Genomic DNA, 14,691 nt, shown 5'->3' on the forward strand with positions numbered 1-14,691 from the left:
GAAGCCCCGTTGGCTAGCGCCCGGGCGTCGGCGGGCAGCCGGCGGCCCGCTTGCTCGCCTCCAGCGCCCGCATCAGCGCGTCCACCTGGCGGCAGTACTCGTCCACCGACTGCTGGCTCGGGGCCATCGCGGCGTTCGGGGCCTGCTGCACGAACTGCGTCGGGGCCTGTTGCACGTACTGCGTCGGCGGCTGCACGTACTGCGTCGGCGGCTGCACGTACTGCGTCGGAGCCTGTTGCACCAGTTGCGGCGGCGGCTGCACCAGTTGCGGCGGCGGCTGCACCAGTTGCGGCGGCGGCTGCACCAGCTGCGGCGGCGGCTGCACCAGCTGCGGCGGCGGCTGCACCAGTTGCGGCGGCGGCTGCACCAGCTGCGGCGGCGGCTGCACCAGCTGCGCCGGTGGGGCCGCGGGCTGCACGAACTGCGGCGGCGGCGGCTGCACGAACTGCGGCGGGGCGGCCTGCACGAACTGCGCCGGGGCCATCGCCATCGTCACCTCCGGCTGCGTCGGCACGGCGATCGGGCGGAGGATCGGGAACGGGATGCGGATCGTGTCGAACGCGAACCCGAGCCGGGCGCGGTTGGCCGGCACGTGGTTCACCGTCGCCGGCACCATGCCGCCGGTCATTGCGGCCGGGGCGGCCGGCGGGGCGGTCATCGCGGGCGGCGGGGCGTGCCGCGGCGGCAGCTCCACCACCACGTCCTGCCGCGGCACCTTGATGTGGACCGGCGGCGTGTCGCGGACCTCGACTACGCTCGGGGCGCAGCCGGCGTCGGTGCAGGCGGCCTTCGGCGGGCACGGGGCCGGGCACAGGTCCGGGGCGGTCTTGGTGACGACGGCCGGCGGCGGGGTGGTGGACTTGTCGGACGGGGTCGGGGTGGCGCACTCGGCCGGGGGCAGGCAGGCGTCCACGATCCGCCGGGCGTGCAGCCGGCCGTGCTTGCAGCCGACGCTGCCGGCCGCCAGCCCGGCCAGCAGGACCAGCCCCGCCGTCCGGGCGGCAGAGTGGGCGTTCATGGGCTCTCCCCGTGCGACGCGGCCGACCCGTACGGCCGTTACAACCCGTATCGGCGGCAGCCCCGGCAGATCGTGACAGTTTCGTCCGCATTCCGGGGCGGCGGCGGGGGAAAACGAAGAGAGCCCGGGGACCGCAGTCCCCGGGCTCTCGGCGGGATGGGCAGGCCGGGCGGGCCCGCGGCTAGTTCTTCGCCGGCTACCGCTTCGGCAGCTCCGGCAGCGGCGGCACCACGGCCTTGCCGCTGGCCGACGCCGCCCACGCCTCCAGCCGCTGGAGCCGCTCCTCGTGGCTGACCAGCACCTGCGTGTGCGCCTCGACCACCTTCGTCAGCGTTTCCATCTGGCTCGCCACCTTCTTCAGCGCCGCGTCGCACGTCTCGCCCTGGGCCTTCGCATCGGCCTTCGACTCGTTGTTCGAGTTCACCTGGAAGTTCCCGGGCGCGGCCACCATGAACTGCGTCGGCGCGGCCTGCATGAACTGCATCGGCGCGGCCTGCACGAACTGCGTCGGCGCCTGCATCATCTGCACCGGGGCGGCCTGCATGTACTGCACCGGCGCCGGCTGCACGTACTGCACCGGCGCCTGCATCATCTGCACCGGGGCCGGCTGCACGTACTGCACCGGCGCCTGCATGTACTGCACCGGGGCCGGCTGCACGTACTGCATCGGCGCCGCCGGCTGCACGTACTGCATCGGGGCGGAGCGGTGGTGCGGGTGGCAGCTGAAGTGGCAGATCTTCTGGAAAAGTGTTTCCTTGCACTCCGGGGCGCACGGGGCCGCGGCGCGGATGATCACGTTCGGCGGCGGCACCTCGACGATCACCTTGGGGGTGGGGGCGCACACCGTGCGGGCGGGCGGGCACGGTTCGGGGCACGGGAGCGGAGCGGAGTCTTGAGCCGTCGCCCGGGAGGCGAGCCCGCAGGCGACGGCGAGTCCGGCCGAGGCCCAGGCCAGGCGGGGCAGCAAGGACTTCACGGGAACCCTCCGCGGGAAGGACGGTGGATCGGCCGCCGCGGTCACCTCGACCGTACAACGCGGCTTAGATTCCCATCGTCACCCGGGCCGCCCGCCTTTCGCCAAACCCGGAAATTCCCCCGCCCGCCCCGGCGGGCGCCGCGGGTCCGGCCCCCGCCGATCAGTTCTTCTTGAACGGGTCGTCGTCGTCGCTCGTGGTGGTGGGCTTCGCCGCCCCGGTCTTGGTCACGTCCTTGAGGGTGTCTTTGATCCGCGGGTCGCCCGTCCGCACCAGCTTGAGCAGCTCGTTCACGTTGTCGACCGACTTGTTCACCGCCTCGCCGGTCTTGACGATCTGCTTCGACGTGGCGGCGCTGATCCGCGGCTCGGGGGCCGGCTGCTGCGGCTGGTTCGGCTGCGGCTGGCCGGGGTTCAGGAACGGCCACAGCAGCTGCCCGCCGAGCTGGATGCCGCGGAAGATCTGCCCGGCGGTGAGAGCGTTCGGGTCCGACGACGGGGCCACCTGGTAGTACGCCCCGTGGTGCGGCCGGGCGTGCGGCAGGTGGTGCGGCTTGTGGAACAGCGACCAGTAGCCCTGCGCCGGGGAGGCGGTGCTCACCCCGACGATCAGGGTCGCCAGCAGAACGAACGCCAACCGACGCATGGGTGCCTCCGCGGGGGTGAAGGGCCGGCGGCTACGCCACGCCCGTGTGTAGGTTAGCGTAACAGGGTCGGGCGGGGGGGCGCGCCGGAATTCGCCCCGCCGCCCGCGCGCCCGCCGAGTTGCGGGTCCGGTTTTTCCGCGCGGGCACGGAATACAGTGGAGGAGTGGGGAGTCTTCGGGAATCGTTGGGAGTGAGGAGTCGAGCCGCTGCCCGGACTCTTCACTCCCGACGACTCCCAACGACTCCCCACTCCCAACGACTCCCGAAGACTCCCAACGACCCCGGGTGCCCCATGCGCCTGATCGCCGCCGCCGCCCTGCTCGCCGCCGCCGCACTCCCCGCGGGCGCCGACGAGCCCGCGCCGAAGCGCGCCGCCCCGAAGTACGAGACCCGCGAGCGCCACGACCCCGACGGCATCGGCAAGTTCTACATGGGCCGCGAGATCGCCCGCGTCATGGGCTTCCAGGGCGCCAGCTGGCTCGAGCGGCCCGAGCGCGTGAAGGAGGAGGAGCCCGCCAAGCTCGTCGAGGCGCTGGCCGTGCGGCCGGGCATGACCGTCGCCGACGTCGGCGCCGGCAGCGGCTACCACGCCTTCCTCATGTCGCCGCTCGTCGGCGACACCGGGACCGTGATCGCGTCCGACATCCAGCCCGAGATGCTGGAGCTGATTACCGAGAAGGCGAAGAAGCAGGGGGTGAAGAACGTCCGCACGGTGCGGGGCACCGAGACCGACCCGAAGCTGCCGGCCGCGGGCGTGGACCTGATCCTGCTGGTGGACGTGTACCACGAGTTCAGCCACCCGTTCGAGATGGCGGACAAGATGGTGGCGGCGCTGAAGCCCGGCGGCCGGCTGGTGTTCGTCGAGTTCCGCCTCGAAGACCCGAAGGTGCCGATCAAGCTCGTCCACAAGATGACGGAGCGGCAGGTGGTGCGCGAGATGGAGGCGTTCCCCGAGCTGGAGCACACGCGCACGGTCGGCACGCTGCCGTGGCAGCACGTCGTCGTGTTCACGAAGCGGGCGCCGAAGAAGTGACGCCGCGGCCCGCCGGGGCAACCCGGCGGGCACGGGCGAACGCCGCGGGCTACCGATTCCGCTCGAACTGGAACTGGACCACCTCGCCGCCGGCCGCGGTGATCCCCTTGACGATCACGTCCGCCGGGTTCCGCACGAGGCTGAGCCGGCCGACCGCCCCGTCGGCCGTCGCCGCCAGGATGATGTCCCCGCCGGTCGGCGACACCAGCCGCGGGGCCGTCTTCCCGTCGAACGGGATGTCCTCGGGCCTGGTCCACTCGACCGGCGGCCCGGACTCCACGACGGCGAGCGTGTTGGACGTGCCGTCCGTGACGTTCCGAATCTGCCGCCCCTGCCGCAGGTCGAAGAGCGCCCCGCCGCCGACGAACACCTTGAACGCCGTCTTGCCGTCGTTGGCGGGGAGCGTCCCCTGGAAGACGGCCGGCATCTTCGCCACCAGCGGCCGGTTCGTCGGGCTGTCCCACGGCTCGTTGAGCTTGAACTGCTTGTACAGCTCGTCCTCCTCCAGGTACGGGAGGAGCTTCACCCGCCAGCTGAGCAGCGCCTTGCCGTCCCGGGCGGTGACCGCCGCCGGCGGGAACGCGGTGGTCACGTCGTGGTGGTTGTGCATCGCCAGCATCACCTGCTTCAGGCCGTTCATGCCGCGCTCGGCGGCGGCGGCCGCCTTGTCGCCCTTCGGCCCCCCGTCGCCCTTGGGGCCGGGGCGGGTCGGCCCCACGAACTCGAACGAGTTCAGGAAGCGGTCGGCGGTCTCGCGGCCCTTCAGGTACGTCGCGTGAAGGATGATGATCCGGTCGCCGGTGTCGAGCGTCCGCCTCGTCGCGCGCTCAAGGCTGACGCGGCCGGTCATCGAGATCTCGTCCCACTCCTTCCCGGCCATCGTCACCTTGCGCCGCTCCGTGACCTGCCCCGGCAGGATCGCGTCCGACAGAAACTTCAACGTCGCCGCCCGCTCGTCGGCCGGCCATTTCGGCGGCGTCGTGAAGTACACAACCGAGAACGACTCGTCGGGGCCGGGGAGGAACCGCGCGCCTCCCTTGAGCATCATGTTCTCCATGACCTTGGAGAAGTTTTGGTTTTCGCTCGCCGGTCCCGGGAACTGGACGCGGAACCCGTCGGCCTCGTACGGCGTCCAGGTGGCCGCCGGCGTCACACCCGCCTGCGGGTCGATGGCCCGCGGGTTGGCGCGCGGCGGGGCGTTCGGCGGGGGGCCGAGGTTGCCGCCCGGCCCAGCCGCCACCGGCGCGGCCGGCTCCGGCCCCTCGGCGTTGTCCTCCTTCTCCTTCATCTTCTTCTGGTACAGCAGGAACGCCAGCACCCCGAGCACGACCAGCAGCACTCCGAGGACGGCGAACCGCACCGGCGACGTCTTGTACTCCTGGTACTTCGTCTTTTTCTTCTTCCGCGGCCGGTCGTCGTCGTCCGCGTCGTCGTCGTCGTCGCGCGGCCGGCGGCGGCGGGGCCGGTCGTCGTCGTCGTCGCGGGCGGCGCGGGCCGGCGGGCCCTTCTTCTTCGGCGGCGGCGGGGCGTCGGCGTCGTCCTCCTCGACCTCGAAGGCGGGGACGGTGAACGGGGTCGAGCACTTGGGGCAGCGGAGGGCCTGACCGGGGTTGAAGCCGGCGGCCGACTTCAGCCCCGCCCCGCAACTGGGGCAGGTGGTGCGGTTGATGGACACCGGGGGCTCCGGGTGCGGGGGTGCGGGTCTGCGTGCCAGTGTACCCGGTGCGCGCGGAGGTGCAACGGGAACGCGGAACCGGAGTTTAGACAGGATAACAGGATGAACGGGATACCGAACCAAGGCCGTGTCTTCGGCTCGGTATCCCGTTCATCCTGTTATCCTGTCCAATTCTTCCGTCCGACGGCGGTCCCCGTGTGGCGCTCGCCGCGCCGCCGCGCGCCGCGTACTCTCTGCCACACCCTCCCCGCCGCAACCCGAGCGCACCCATGTCGAGCGCCCCCGCCCCGCACCAGCCGTTCGTGCCGCCCGACCAATCGCCCCCGGAGCTCACCTGGGCGCCGGTCGCCGTCGGGTCGCTCCTCGGCATCGTCTTCGGCGCGTCGTCGCTGTACCTCGTGCTGAAGGTCGGCCTCACCGTCTCCGCGTCGATCCCCGTCGCGGTCATGGCCATCACCCTGTTCCGCGGCTTCTCCAAGGCGTTCGGCCTCCGCCGCGCCACCATCCTGGAGAACAACGTCGTCCAGACCGCCGGCAGCGCCGGCGAGAGCATCGCGTTCGGCGTCGGCCTCACCATGCCGGCGCTGCTCCTCCTCGGGTTCGACATCGACGTGGTCCGCGTGATGACCGTCGGCGTCCTCGGCGGGCTGCTCGGCATCCTCATGATGATCCCGCTGCGCCGCGCCTTCGTCGTGAAGCAGCACGGCACGCTGGCGTACCCCGAAGGGACCGCCTGCGCCGACGTGCTGATCGCCGGCGAGAAGGGCGGCGCCACGGCCCGCATGGTGTTCCTCGGCTTCGGGATCGGCTTCGCGTACCAGTTCCTGATGCTCGTCGGCCACCTGTGGAAGGAGGTCGCCGCGAAGGCGCTGTACACCACCACCGCCGCGGGGAAGACCGTGGGCCTGAAGGCCGGCGTGCTGGCCGCCGAGTTGAGCGCGCCGCTGCTGGGCGTCGGCTACATCATCGGGCCGCGGATCGGCGGCATCATGGTCGGCGGCGGCGTGCTCGCGTACCTGGCGCTCGTGCCGGCCATCGCCTACTTCGGCGAGGGCGTCGACAAGCCGGTGGCGCCGGCCGTGAGCAAGGTGGACGAGAAGACGGGCGTGGACAAGGGGCTCATCAAGCACATGAGCCCGAAGGACATCCGCGACAACTACATCCTGTACATCGGCGCCGGGGCCGTCGCCGCGGGCGGCATCATCAGCATGTTGAAGGCCATGCCGGTGATCGTGGGGTCCGTCGCCGCCGGCTTCCGCGACCTGAAGGCCGAGCGCGCCGCGGCCCGCGGCGGCACCGCCGTCGCCGTGCCGCGGACCGAGCGCGACCTGTCGATGACGGTGGTGCTGTTCGGCAGCATCGGCATGGTGATGGCGCTGGCGCTGGCCCCCGCCGTCGGCCTCGGCTTCACCCCGGCCGGGTTCCTCGGCGCGATCATGATCCTGGTGTTCGGCTTCCTGTTCGTCACCGTGTCGAGCCGGCTCACGGGCGAGATCGGCTCGTCGTCCAACCCCATCAGCGGCATGACGGTGGCGACGCTGCTGCTGACGTGCCTGCTGCTGCTGATCCTCGGCGAGGCCGGCGTCATTCCGCTCGGCAAGGAGACGAAGCTGGCGGCGCTGACGGTGGCGGCGGTGGTGTGCATCGCGTCGTCGAACGGCGGCACCACGTCGCAGGCGCTGAAGACCGGCTACCTGGTCGGCGCGACGCCGCGGAGCCAGCAGTACGCCATCCTCATCGGCTCGCTCACGTCGGCGCTGGTGGTCGGCGTCACGCTGCTGTGGCTGAACCAGGCCGGCACGGTGTACACGAAGAAGGACTTGCCCACGACGCGCATCGACGTGGCCGCGCTGACGGTGACCGACACGGTGCGCAGCGGCCAGTACGCGGCCGAGGATTCGACCGTGTACAAGGTGCTGAACGTCGGCGAGAGCGAGACCGGGGCGCCGGCGCCGGCCGGCCGCTACCTCGTGAACGCCGACGGCGTGATCGCGTACCGCGTGGACCCGGCCGTGAACGGCACCCTGGAGGAGCAGGACAACGGCAACAAGGTGAACAAGTTCGACGCCCCGAAGACGCGGCTGATGTCGCTGATCATCAACGGCATCCTGGACCAGAAGCTGCCGTGGGAGCTGGTGCTGATCGGCGTGCTGATCGCGGTGACGCTGGAGCTGGCGGGGGTGCCGGCGCTGCCGTTCGCGGTGGGCGTGTACCTGCCGCTGTCGGCCTCGACGCCGATCTTCATCGGCGGCCTGGTGCGCTGGCTGGTGGACACGCTGCGGAAGGCGCCGGACGAGGGCGACACGAGCCCCGGCGTGCTGCTGAGTTCGGGCTACATCGCGGGCGGGTCGATCGCCGCGCTGGTGGCGGCGTTCCTGGAGTTCGCCCCGAACGTGCTGAAGGCGCTGAACCTCGAACACCTCGTGGAGGGCGTGTCGGTCGGCGGCACGCCGTGGGCCGAGAGCAACCTGCCGGTGCTGACGGCGTTCGGCCTGCTGGTGGCGGTGCTGGTGGCCGTCGGGGCGCGGCGGCCGCGGGGGTAAGGGGTTCGCCGCGCGGCCCGTTGCGACGAGCCCGGGGCCGCGGTAGGCTGCGAGCGGCGGCGCGACCGTGCTGCTGTCGAATGACGAGTTCGACGGCGGCGCCCCCGTGCGAGTCGGCGCATACTGGTGTTTAGCGTGTTAGGATGCGCCCTCGCGGCGCCAACCTGCGCGTTTTCCCAGGGTTTCTGCCAACTTGGGGGACGCCAAGGCGCAGCATCTGTCGGCGCATGGAAGCGCGCTAATCACTTGTTCGGCGGCGGAGGCAGAGGGCGCGCGATGGCGGGCAAGCGACAAGGGCCGGGGGTGCCGACCGCGACCAACCGCGTCCACTTCGCCTGCTTCGGGTGCCGCAAGACGTTCAAGCAGGCCGGGTCATCGAACTGGGACAGCAACGTGCCCGAGCGGCCGTTCCCCTGTCCGGAGTGCAAGCAGCCGATGGCCCGCATGGGGCGGCACTTCAAGGCCCCCCGGCAGCGGGCCGTGCGGGCGTGGCAGGAGGTCGAGCGGCTATACTTGCAAGGCGAGCGCTTCGACTGACAAAGGCACGCCGAACCAGGCGCTGCAGCAGACCGGGGCCGCATGTTCGCTTCTCGTGAGTCATTGTCGCTGAGCGGCCCCGGCTGCTGAGCTGTGTCGTTCGGCCTCGGAGTATGCCCGGTGTGGCAGTGGGACCGTAACTCGTACGTGCTGTCCCTCGCCGCGGTGATCGCGTTCGGCGCCGTCGTGTGCTGCGGCGTGATGGAGTTGCCAGAGCCAATCATGTTCGCTCCCCGCGTCGCGGCCCTGGTGACCAGCGGTGCAGCCGCGGTTTACGGGCTGGTGGCGACCGTCGCCCTGGATCGGCGGGGGCGGACGACGGCGGCGATCAGTGTTGCCGGGCTTGCGGTGCTCGCTAGCCTGCCAGTGCTCTCGGTCGCCGTGCTCTTGATGTTCCCCTCCGCCGACTAGCGCGGAGGCCGCCGAACCCCACGCTGCAGCAGACGGCCCCCGCGCGCGAGGGCAATTCGAGCACCGCGAGGCCGCCGGTCAGCGGGGGTGCCCACGGGTAGCCGCCCGCGGCGACGGCCCCGTCGGCCGAGACGAGCGCGGGCGGCACGCCCTCGTCGATGCCGCCGCCGAACACGTAGACGCCGGCGGCCTTCGCCTCGTCGATGACGGCGTGCGAATCGCGGACCACCGCGTCCCACTCGCCGTCGGGCACGACCATCGCCGCGCTGGGGAAGGAGATCAGGTATTTGGCCATGGGGCTCCTTCCTCGTGAGGGTTGGCAGTCGTGAAGCGCCCTCCCGGGCCTAACAACAAGCTCACCTGCGCCGGCCGCCGAGTGAGCTACGGGTCACGAAAACCTATAGGCGGCCGGCGTCAGGTGCAGCGTTGGGTTCGGCGAATCGGCCGACCCTTACTGCAGCGATCACGTGAACGCCCCCTTCACTTCCGGCTTGAGGAGGACGGATAACGACCAGATTCCGATCGGCACGCCAGTGACGACACACAGACAGGATCCCGGCATGACGGCTATGGCACCGGCGACCGAGAGCCAATAGTTGCGGGCGCGAAGCATATTCGACCCCGCCCACACCGCTGCGGCACTACCGACCGAAAGGCTCAGGCACGTCAGCACGAACCCGATGGGCCGGCTACCGTCGAGGGTGCTCTTATCGGCCGCAGCCATTGCCGCGAGCAGCAGATTACCCACCAGCCCGAGAGTTCCCGCAACGATGATCGCGATGGCTGGCGCTTTGACCAGTCGTCGAGCATGGAGGACGGCCGCCGGAGTCGGGACAGGCTGAGCGGGGGGCGGTTTATCGAACTCGCCCGGCCGACCGCGTCGTGGCTCAGCGGCTGATGGGGACTCCGCCTCCTCCCGTGCGGCCCGCGCCTTCAGGTCGAGGTATTTGGCGTAGAGGGTGAGCAGCCCCGACAGTATTCCGATGAGCGTGCCGATTACTGCCAAGACACCCTTCAATGCTTCCATCAACTCGCTCCGTGAGCAACTTTCTGCGGCCGAACCAGTATTTTGCCTGATCGACGTTGCGCGTTATCCGTGACCGGCCGTGTCAGACTAACGCGCCACGCTACCGGCCACGCGCGGCTCGTGCAAGAGCTTTCCCGGACACGACTTCGGTTCCCGGCCGCGCCACACGACCGCGCCACGTAACACCCGCCCGTTCAGCCGATTCCCCAAACCGGTCCACCGACTCCGCCCCGTCGCCGGCCACACGTCCGGACGCGCCCGCCGCCGTGTGGCCGACCCGCGAAACGAAAACGCCCGGGGGCGGTGCCCCCGGGCGTTGTGTGATCCGCCCGCGCCTCACACCACGAGGCTCGTGAACGGCTTCGGCTTGTCCACGATCTGCACCGGCCGGCCGGTCGGCGTCTCGTTCTTCTTCGTGTGGTCGATCCCCGTCAGCTCGCACACCGTCGCCAGGAAGTCGGCCGTGCCCACCTTGCCGTCCTCCACCGTCGCGCCCTCGCGGTCGGTGCGGCCCACCACCCGGCCGCCGCGGAGGCCGCCGCCCCACATCGCCAGGCTCCACGCCCGCGGGTAGTGGTCGCGGCCCGGCACCGGCCCGCGGGTGTTGATGTTCGGCGTCCGCCCGAACTCGCCCATCCAGATCACCAGCGTGCTGTCCAGCAGGCCGCGCTCGCGGAGGTCGTCCAGCAGCGCCGACGTGGCGTTGTCCACCTGCGCCGACAGGTTCTTCACCCGGTTGAACACGTCGTTGTGCGTGTCCCAGCCGCCGAGCGTCACCTCCACGAACGGCACCCCGACCTCGACCAGCCGGCGGGCCATCAGCACGCCCTCGGCGAACTTGCCGGTGCCGTACTTCGCCTTGCCCGCGGCCGGCTCCTTCGACAGGTCGAACGCCTGCCCCTCGCGGGCCTGCATCAGCCGCACGGCGCGCTGGTACGTCGTCTGGTGGTCGGTCACGAGCGGGGCGCGGTACTCGCCGTGGAAGGCGCGCTCCATCTCGTCCAGCAGGCCCATCCGCCGGCCGAACTGCGACTCGCCCACGCTCGCCCGCAGGTCTTCGACGCCGCGGGCGGCGTCCTGCACCATCAGCGGCTGGTACCGCGGGCCGAGGAAGCCGGAGCCGTAGCTGCGGCCGCCGATCGACACGAACGCCGGCACCGGCGACTCGGGCCGGCCGAGCTCGGCGGCGGCGATGGCGCCGAGGCTCGGGTACACCAGCCCGCCCTGCCCCTCGCGGTAGCCGGTGTGCAGGTTGTACTTCGCCCGCGGGTGCGCCCCCTCCGGCGTGCTCATGCCGCGGACCAGCACGCCCTCGTGCATGTGCCGGGCGAGCTTCGGCAGGTGCTCGCTGATCTGCACGCCGGCGGCGCTCGTGGCCACCGGCTTGAACTCGCCGGCGCCGCGGCTCTCCGGCTTCAGGTCGAAGGTGTCCTTGTGGCTGGGGCCGCCGTCCATCCACAGCAGCACGACGGACCGGGCGCGGCGCGGGGCCGCGGCGGCGGCCGGCTGCGCCTGCGCGCGGGCGGCGAGCACGTCGAGCCAGCCGGACAGGCCGACGCCGCCGACGCCGAGGGCGGCGCACTGGGCGAACTGGCGGCGGGTGGATTGCGGCAGCATGGCGGAACCCAGGGTTGGGGGTTGGTTCGGGTCTTGGCGAACGGCCGGCGTCAGCCGGCAGGTGTTCGAGTCGGAGGCGATACCACCCGACGGCTGACGCCGCCGGTTCGCCTAGCGGATCATCGTGAATTCACTGCTGTTCAGGATCGCCCACAGCACGTCGCCGTAGCCCTCGGCCTGGGTGCCGGCGCCCTGCACGTAGTTCGTCAGGCGCGTCACCTCGGCGGGCGTGGGGCGGCGGGCCAGCGTCGCCAGGAACATCTTCTCCAGCACGGCCCGCGGCTCGTCCTTCGCGTTCGTCTGGTAGAGGCGCACGGCCTGCGGGTTGCCGGCCAGCTGGCGCGAGTTCATGAGCCGCAGCGCCTGCGGGATGCCGGCCTCGTACTCGGTCGGGGTGAAGGCGTCGGCCCCGGCGAGGAAGAAGTTCACGAACTGGTCGCGCGGGCCGCTCGGCTGCCCCTTCGCCATCGGGTTCTTGGCCTGCCGGGCGGCGACCTGCTGGCTCAGGCCGGTGGCCTGGGCCAGGCTGTCGAACAGCTGCTCGGGGCTCATCACCTTCACCGCCTGGTGGCTGAACAGCGCCTCGTCCTTGTCGTTGCCCGCGGCCGGCTTGCTGGTGCGGCCGTAGGCCTTGCTCAGCAGGATGCTCTTGTACAGGAACTTCACGTCGAACCCGTTGCGGCCGAAGTCGCGGGCCATCGCGTCCAGCAGCGCCGGGTGCGAGGCCGGGTTGTCGTCGTGCATGTCGTCGATCGGGTTCACGAACCCGCTGCCGAACAGCGCCGCCCACGTGCGGTTGACCATCGCCTTGGCGAAGAACGGGTTGTCCGGGGCGGTCATCCAGCGGGCCAGGATCGGGCGGGCGGGCTCGGTGGCGGCGATCTTCACCTCGGCGCCGCCCAGGAACTTCGGCGCCACCTGCTTGGCCGACTCGGGGAAGAAGTCCTTCACCTTGGTGCGGGCGGCGGTTTCCTGCACGCCGACCTTGGTGTTGTCGCCGCCCTTGTTGGCGTTCTTCGGGTTGTCCGGCCGCACCCGCGCGAAGAACTCGGCCATGCCCCAGTACTCGGTCTGCTTCCAGTCGGTGAACGGGTGGTTGTGGCACTGGGCGCACTGCAGCTGGATGCCGAGGAAGTGCTGCGTGATGCCGTCGGTCAGCTTGTCCACCGAGCGGTTGGCCAGGTAGTAGGTGACGGCCGGGTTCTCCTCCACGGTGCCGGTGGCGGTGACCAGCTCGAACACGAACACGTTCCACGGCGTGTTGGCGTTGAACTTGTCGGTGAGCCACTTCACCAGCGGGTCGCGGAGGACGAAGCGGTTGTTGGAGTCGCGGGGGAACAGCTTGGGGAACCACACGTCGGCGAGCCGCTTGCCGAAGTTGGGGCTGGCGAGCAGGTCGTCGATCAGCTTCTCGCGGCGGTCCTCGGCCTTGCTGTCGAGGAAGGCCCTGGCCTGCTCGCCGGTGGGGATGACGCCGGTCACGTCGAGGTAGACGCGGCGGACGAACTCCTCGTCGGTGGCGGCGGGCGACGTGGCGACCTTGGCGGCGGCGAGCGCCTTGTCGACCTCGGCGTCGATGATGCGGGCGAGGGCGGCGGCGTCCTTGGGGCCGCTCGGCAGCACGATCGGCTTCACGGGCACCGCGGGGCGGAGCGGCGCCTGGGCGGCGGGGTCGAGCTTGTTCTTGTTCTTGTTCTTCGCCTTCTTGTCCGCCTTCGTGGGGGCGTCCTGGGCGGTGGTCAGGTCGCCGAGGCAGATGGTGACGCCGAGCGTGACGGCGAACGCGGCGAGGAGGCGGAACGGCTTCATTGGCAAACCCTTGCGGCGACCCACGGGGCGGGCGGCGGGGTGGTTAGGGTATTCAACCCGCCGCCGGGGGGTGGGGTTCCGCGCCCGGCGGCGATTTTCCCCCGGGCCGGCGGGCGAAAAAGGGCGTCGGAGGTACGCGCCGTGGGCCGGTGACGGCTCGGTCAGGTGGTGCGGACGGCGCGGCTACTCGAGCGAGGTTCCTGGGGCGGCGTCGGTGCGCCGGCGATTCCAGGCAACCGTCCGGAGACCGAGCACACACAACACCACCCCGCAGATCACGGCGGGTAGGCCCAGCGAGAGCGCGTGAATGCCGATCGCGCGATTCTCGTCGGGGCCCACGTCGGCGAGGATTCCGAGGTACCCGAGAGCCGCAAACCCCAGGAGGGGCAAAGAAATCAGGAGGCCGGTCGCTCCGAGGGCGAGCAACATGAACCGGAGAAGACGCACAGCACTACCCCCTCTCGAACGGTCCCACGAGATCGACCCGAAGGTGTTTCCGCAAGCCCGCCGCGGCCGAACGACCCCGCTCAGCAGCGGCGGGGCACCGGAGAGTTATAGCCTGAGATCAACGAACGCCCCCGCCGGCTGCTGCAGCGACTGTGGCAGCGCTCGGCGGCCTGTCGCGTTCGGGTGCGCGAACGCATGCCGGTAAGCGATCACCGAATACGCGGCCCGGCGACGCCGGTTAGTGCTTCAGCACCGTTCGCCGTCCCGCCTTGACCTCGGCCTCACCAAGGCTCTTATCCTTCCCGGTGAGGCTGGTATCCACGAACACCGTGTAGGTTCCGGGGAACAGGGGAATCGCCGTATTGAGGAGCGGTTCGACGCCGGTACTCGTGAGTTTCACCTTCTCCTTCATGGCGTACCATGCCATGGTTTCCGGTTTGCCCTCGACCACAAGTTCGCCCGTCCAGAGGATTGTCTTCTTGCCGGCTTCGATGGTAATCCTGCGCTGCGTCTTGTTGACATCCACCACGTACGTTCCGGGAGGCAACTCGAGGGTGCCGTTGAGCAGCTTCGGGGCTTCGCCCTTGAACACCCGCTTGCCGTCCTGGAGGACATCGAACGAACCCGTGGGATCCTTCTGGTCCACTCTGACCGAGACCGCGCCCTTGGTCTTGCTGTCGTACGCCTCGAGCGTTTCTTCCTTCGGCCCCCCGGCGGGCTTGTTCTTGTCTTGGCCGGCGAGTGGGGTTTGGACCGAGGCGACTACGAGCAGCAGCACCGTGAAGGCGGGACCGCAGATTCGCATGGCGAGCTCCTCGAAACGAGGGTTATCCGATCCCGTAGCCTGGAATCTGCGGCCGAACGACCCAGCTCAGCAGCGGCGGCCGCCCGAGTGGGCTGCGAAGTCCCAGAAACCAATGTGGCGGCCCCGGCCTGCCGCGGCGCCTGGTTCGG

13 protein-coding genes are annotated in these 14,691 nt (G+C 70.7%); 4 read left to right on the forward strand and 9 right to left on the reverse strand.

What is annotated here, in order from left to right; translation table 11 throughout:
* Positions 1-13 precede the first annotated feature (13 nt).
* The 3 genes from ETAA1_RS31100 to ETAA1_RS31110 all read right to left on the reverse strand — a co-directional run bounded on the left by ETAA1_RS31100 (position 14) and on the right by ETAA1_RS31110 (position 2,637).
* Positions 14-1,018, reverse strand: a complete 1,005-nt coding sequence (locus ETAA1_RS31100) for a hypothetical protein (RefSeq protein ID WP_145244479.1) — start codon at positions 1,016-1,018, stop codon at positions 14-16.
* Positions 1,019-1,214: 196 nt separating this feature from the next.
* Positions 1,215-1,994 carry a polyadenylate binding domain-containing protein gene (locus ETAA1_RS31105; protein ID WP_145244480.1) on the reverse strand — a complete coding sequence of 260 codons (780 nt, stop codon included), beginning with the start codon at positions 1,992-1,994 and terminating at the stop codon, positions 1,215-1,217.
* Positions 1,995-2,154: 160 nt separating this feature from the next.
* Positions 2,155-2,637, reverse strand: a complete 483-nt coding sequence (locus tag ETAA1_RS31110) for a hypothetical protein (RefSeq protein WP_145244481.1) — start codon at positions 2,635-2,637, stop codon at positions 2,155-2,157.
* Positions 2,638-2,930: 293 nt separating this feature from the next.
* Here ETAA1_RS31110 and ETAA1_RS31115 point away from each other — a divergent pair, with 293 nt between their 5' ends.
* Positions 2,931-3,671, forward strand: a complete 741-nt coding sequence (locus tag ETAA1_RS31115; RefSeq protein ID WP_145244482.1) for a class I SAM-dependent methyltransferase — start codon at positions 2,931-2,933, stop codon at positions 3,669-3,671.
* Positions 3,672-3,720: 49 nt separating this feature from the next.
* Here the strand turns inward: ETAA1_RS31115 and ETAA1_RS31120 are convergent, their stop codons facing one another.
* Positions 3,721-5,346, reverse strand: coding sequence for a DUF1559 family PulG-like putative transporter (locus ETAA1_RS31120; RefSeq protein ID WP_145244483.1), 1,626 nt, complete (start codon positions 5,344-5,346; stop codon positions 3,721-3,723).
* A 269-nt stretch (positions 5,347-5,615) separates the two neighbouring features.
* Between ETAA1_RS31120 and ETAA1_RS31125 the strand changes: the two genes are divergently transcribed.
* The 3 genes from ETAA1_RS31125 (at position 5,616) to ETAA1_RS31135 (ending at position 8,837) form a co-directional block, all read left to right on the forward strand.
* A complete protein-coding gene (locus ETAA1_RS31125; RefSeq protein WP_145244484.1) occupies positions 5,616-7,889 on the forward strand; it encodes an OPT family oligopeptide transporter in 2,274 nt (757 codons plus the stop codon).
* A 303-nt stretch (positions 7,890-8,192) separates the two neighbouring features.
* A complete protein-coding gene (locus ETAA1_RS31130; protein WP_145244485.1) occupies positions 8,193-8,426 on the forward strand; it encodes a hypothetical protein in 234 nt (77 codons plus the stop codon).
* A 120-nt stretch (positions 8,427-8,546) separates the two neighbouring features.
* Positions 8,547-8,837: a hypothetical protein gene (locus tag ETAA1_RS31135; protein WP_145244486.1), complete on the forward strand. Its 291-nt coding sequence runs from the start codon at positions 8,547-8,549 to the stop codon at positions 8,835-8,837.
* On the opposite strand, the gene ETAA1_RS31140 is transcribed toward ETAA1_RS31135, so the two are convergent.
* From ETAA1_RS31140 to ETAA1_RS31160, 5 genes are all read right to left on the reverse strand, one after another.
* On the reverse strand, positions 8,782-9,132 hold the full coding sequence (locus ETAA1_RS31140) for a hypothetical protein (protein WP_202920545.1): 351 nt from the start codon (positions 9,130-9,132) through the stop codon (positions 8,782-8,784). The genes ETAA1_RS31135 and ETAA1_RS31140 overlap by 56 nt on opposite strands.
* Positions 9,133-9,300: 168 nt before the next feature.
* The gene (locus tag ETAA1_RS31145) at positions 9,301-9,864 is read right to left on the reverse strand and encodes a hypothetical protein (protein WP_145244487.1); all 564 of its coding nucleotides are present in this window, start codon (positions 9,862-9,864) and stop codon (positions 9,301-9,303) included.
* Positions 9,865-10,200: 336 nt separating this feature from the next.
* Entirely contained in the window at positions 10,201-11,481 is a 1,281-nt protein-coding gene (locus ETAA1_RS31150; RefSeq protein ID WP_238389333.1) for a DUF1501 domain-containing protein, read from the reverse strand.
* A 111-nt stretch (positions 11,482-11,592) separates the two neighbouring features.
* Positions 11,593-13,290 (reverse strand): DUF1549 and DUF1553 domain-containing protein, encoded by a 1,698-nt coding sequence (locus ETAA1_RS31155; RefSeq protein ID WP_145244489.1) that lies wholly within the window; start codon positions 13,288-13,290, stop codon positions 11,593-11,595.
* Positions 13,291-13,975: 685 nt separating this feature from the next.
* Complete coding sequence (locus ETAA1_RS31160) at positions 13,976-14,542, reverse strand: DUF4397 domain-containing protein (protein ID WP_145244490.1); 567 nt, start codon at positions 14,540-14,542, stop codon at positions 13,976-13,978.
* Positions 14,543-14,691: the final 149 nt, after the last annotated feature.

Source organism: Urbifossiella limnaea (assembly GCF_007747215.1).
Classification (GTDB): Bacteria; Planctomycetota; Planctomycetia; order Gemmatales; family Gemmataceae; genus Urbifossiella; species Urbifossiella limnaea.

Coding starts and splice junctions, on each gene's coding strand:
- ETAA1_RS31160 (WP_145244490.1), bottom strand. CDS start 14,542: ATGCGAATCTGCGGTCCCGCCTTCACGGTGCTGCTGCTCGTAGTCGCC.
- ETAA1_RS31100 (WP_145244479.1), bottom strand. CDS start 1,018: ATGAACGCCCACTCTGCCGCCCGGACGGCGGGGCTGGTCCTGCTGGCC.
- ETAA1_RS31140 (WP_202920545.1), bottom strand. CDS start 9,132: ATGGCCAAATACCTGATCTCCTTCCCCAGCGCGGCGATGGTCGTGCCC.
- ETAA1_RS31110 (WP_145244481.1), bottom strand. CDS start 2,637: ATGCGTCGGTTGGCGTTCGTTCTGCTGGCGACCCTGATCGTCGGGGTG.
- ETAA1_RS31125 (WP_145244484.1), top strand. CDS start 5,616: ATGTCGAGCGCCCCCGCCCCGCACCAGCCGTTCGTGCCGCCCGACCAA.
- ETAA1_RS31145 (WP_145244487.1), bottom strand. CDS start 9,864: ATGGAAGCATTGAAGGGTGTCTTGGCAGTAATCGGCACGCTCATCGGA.
- ETAA1_RS31155 (WP_145244489.1), bottom strand. CDS start 13,290: ATGAAGCCGTTCCGCCTCCTCGCCGCGTTCGCCGTCACGCTCGGCGTC.
- ETAA1_RS31150 (WP_238389333.1), bottom strand. CDS start 11,481: ATGCTGCCGCAATCCACCCGCCGCCAGTTCGCCCAGTGCGCCGCCCTC.
- ETAA1_RS31115 (WP_145244482.1), top strand. CDS start 2,931: ATGCGCCTGATCGCCGCCGCCGCCCTGCTCGCCGCCGCCGCACTCCCC.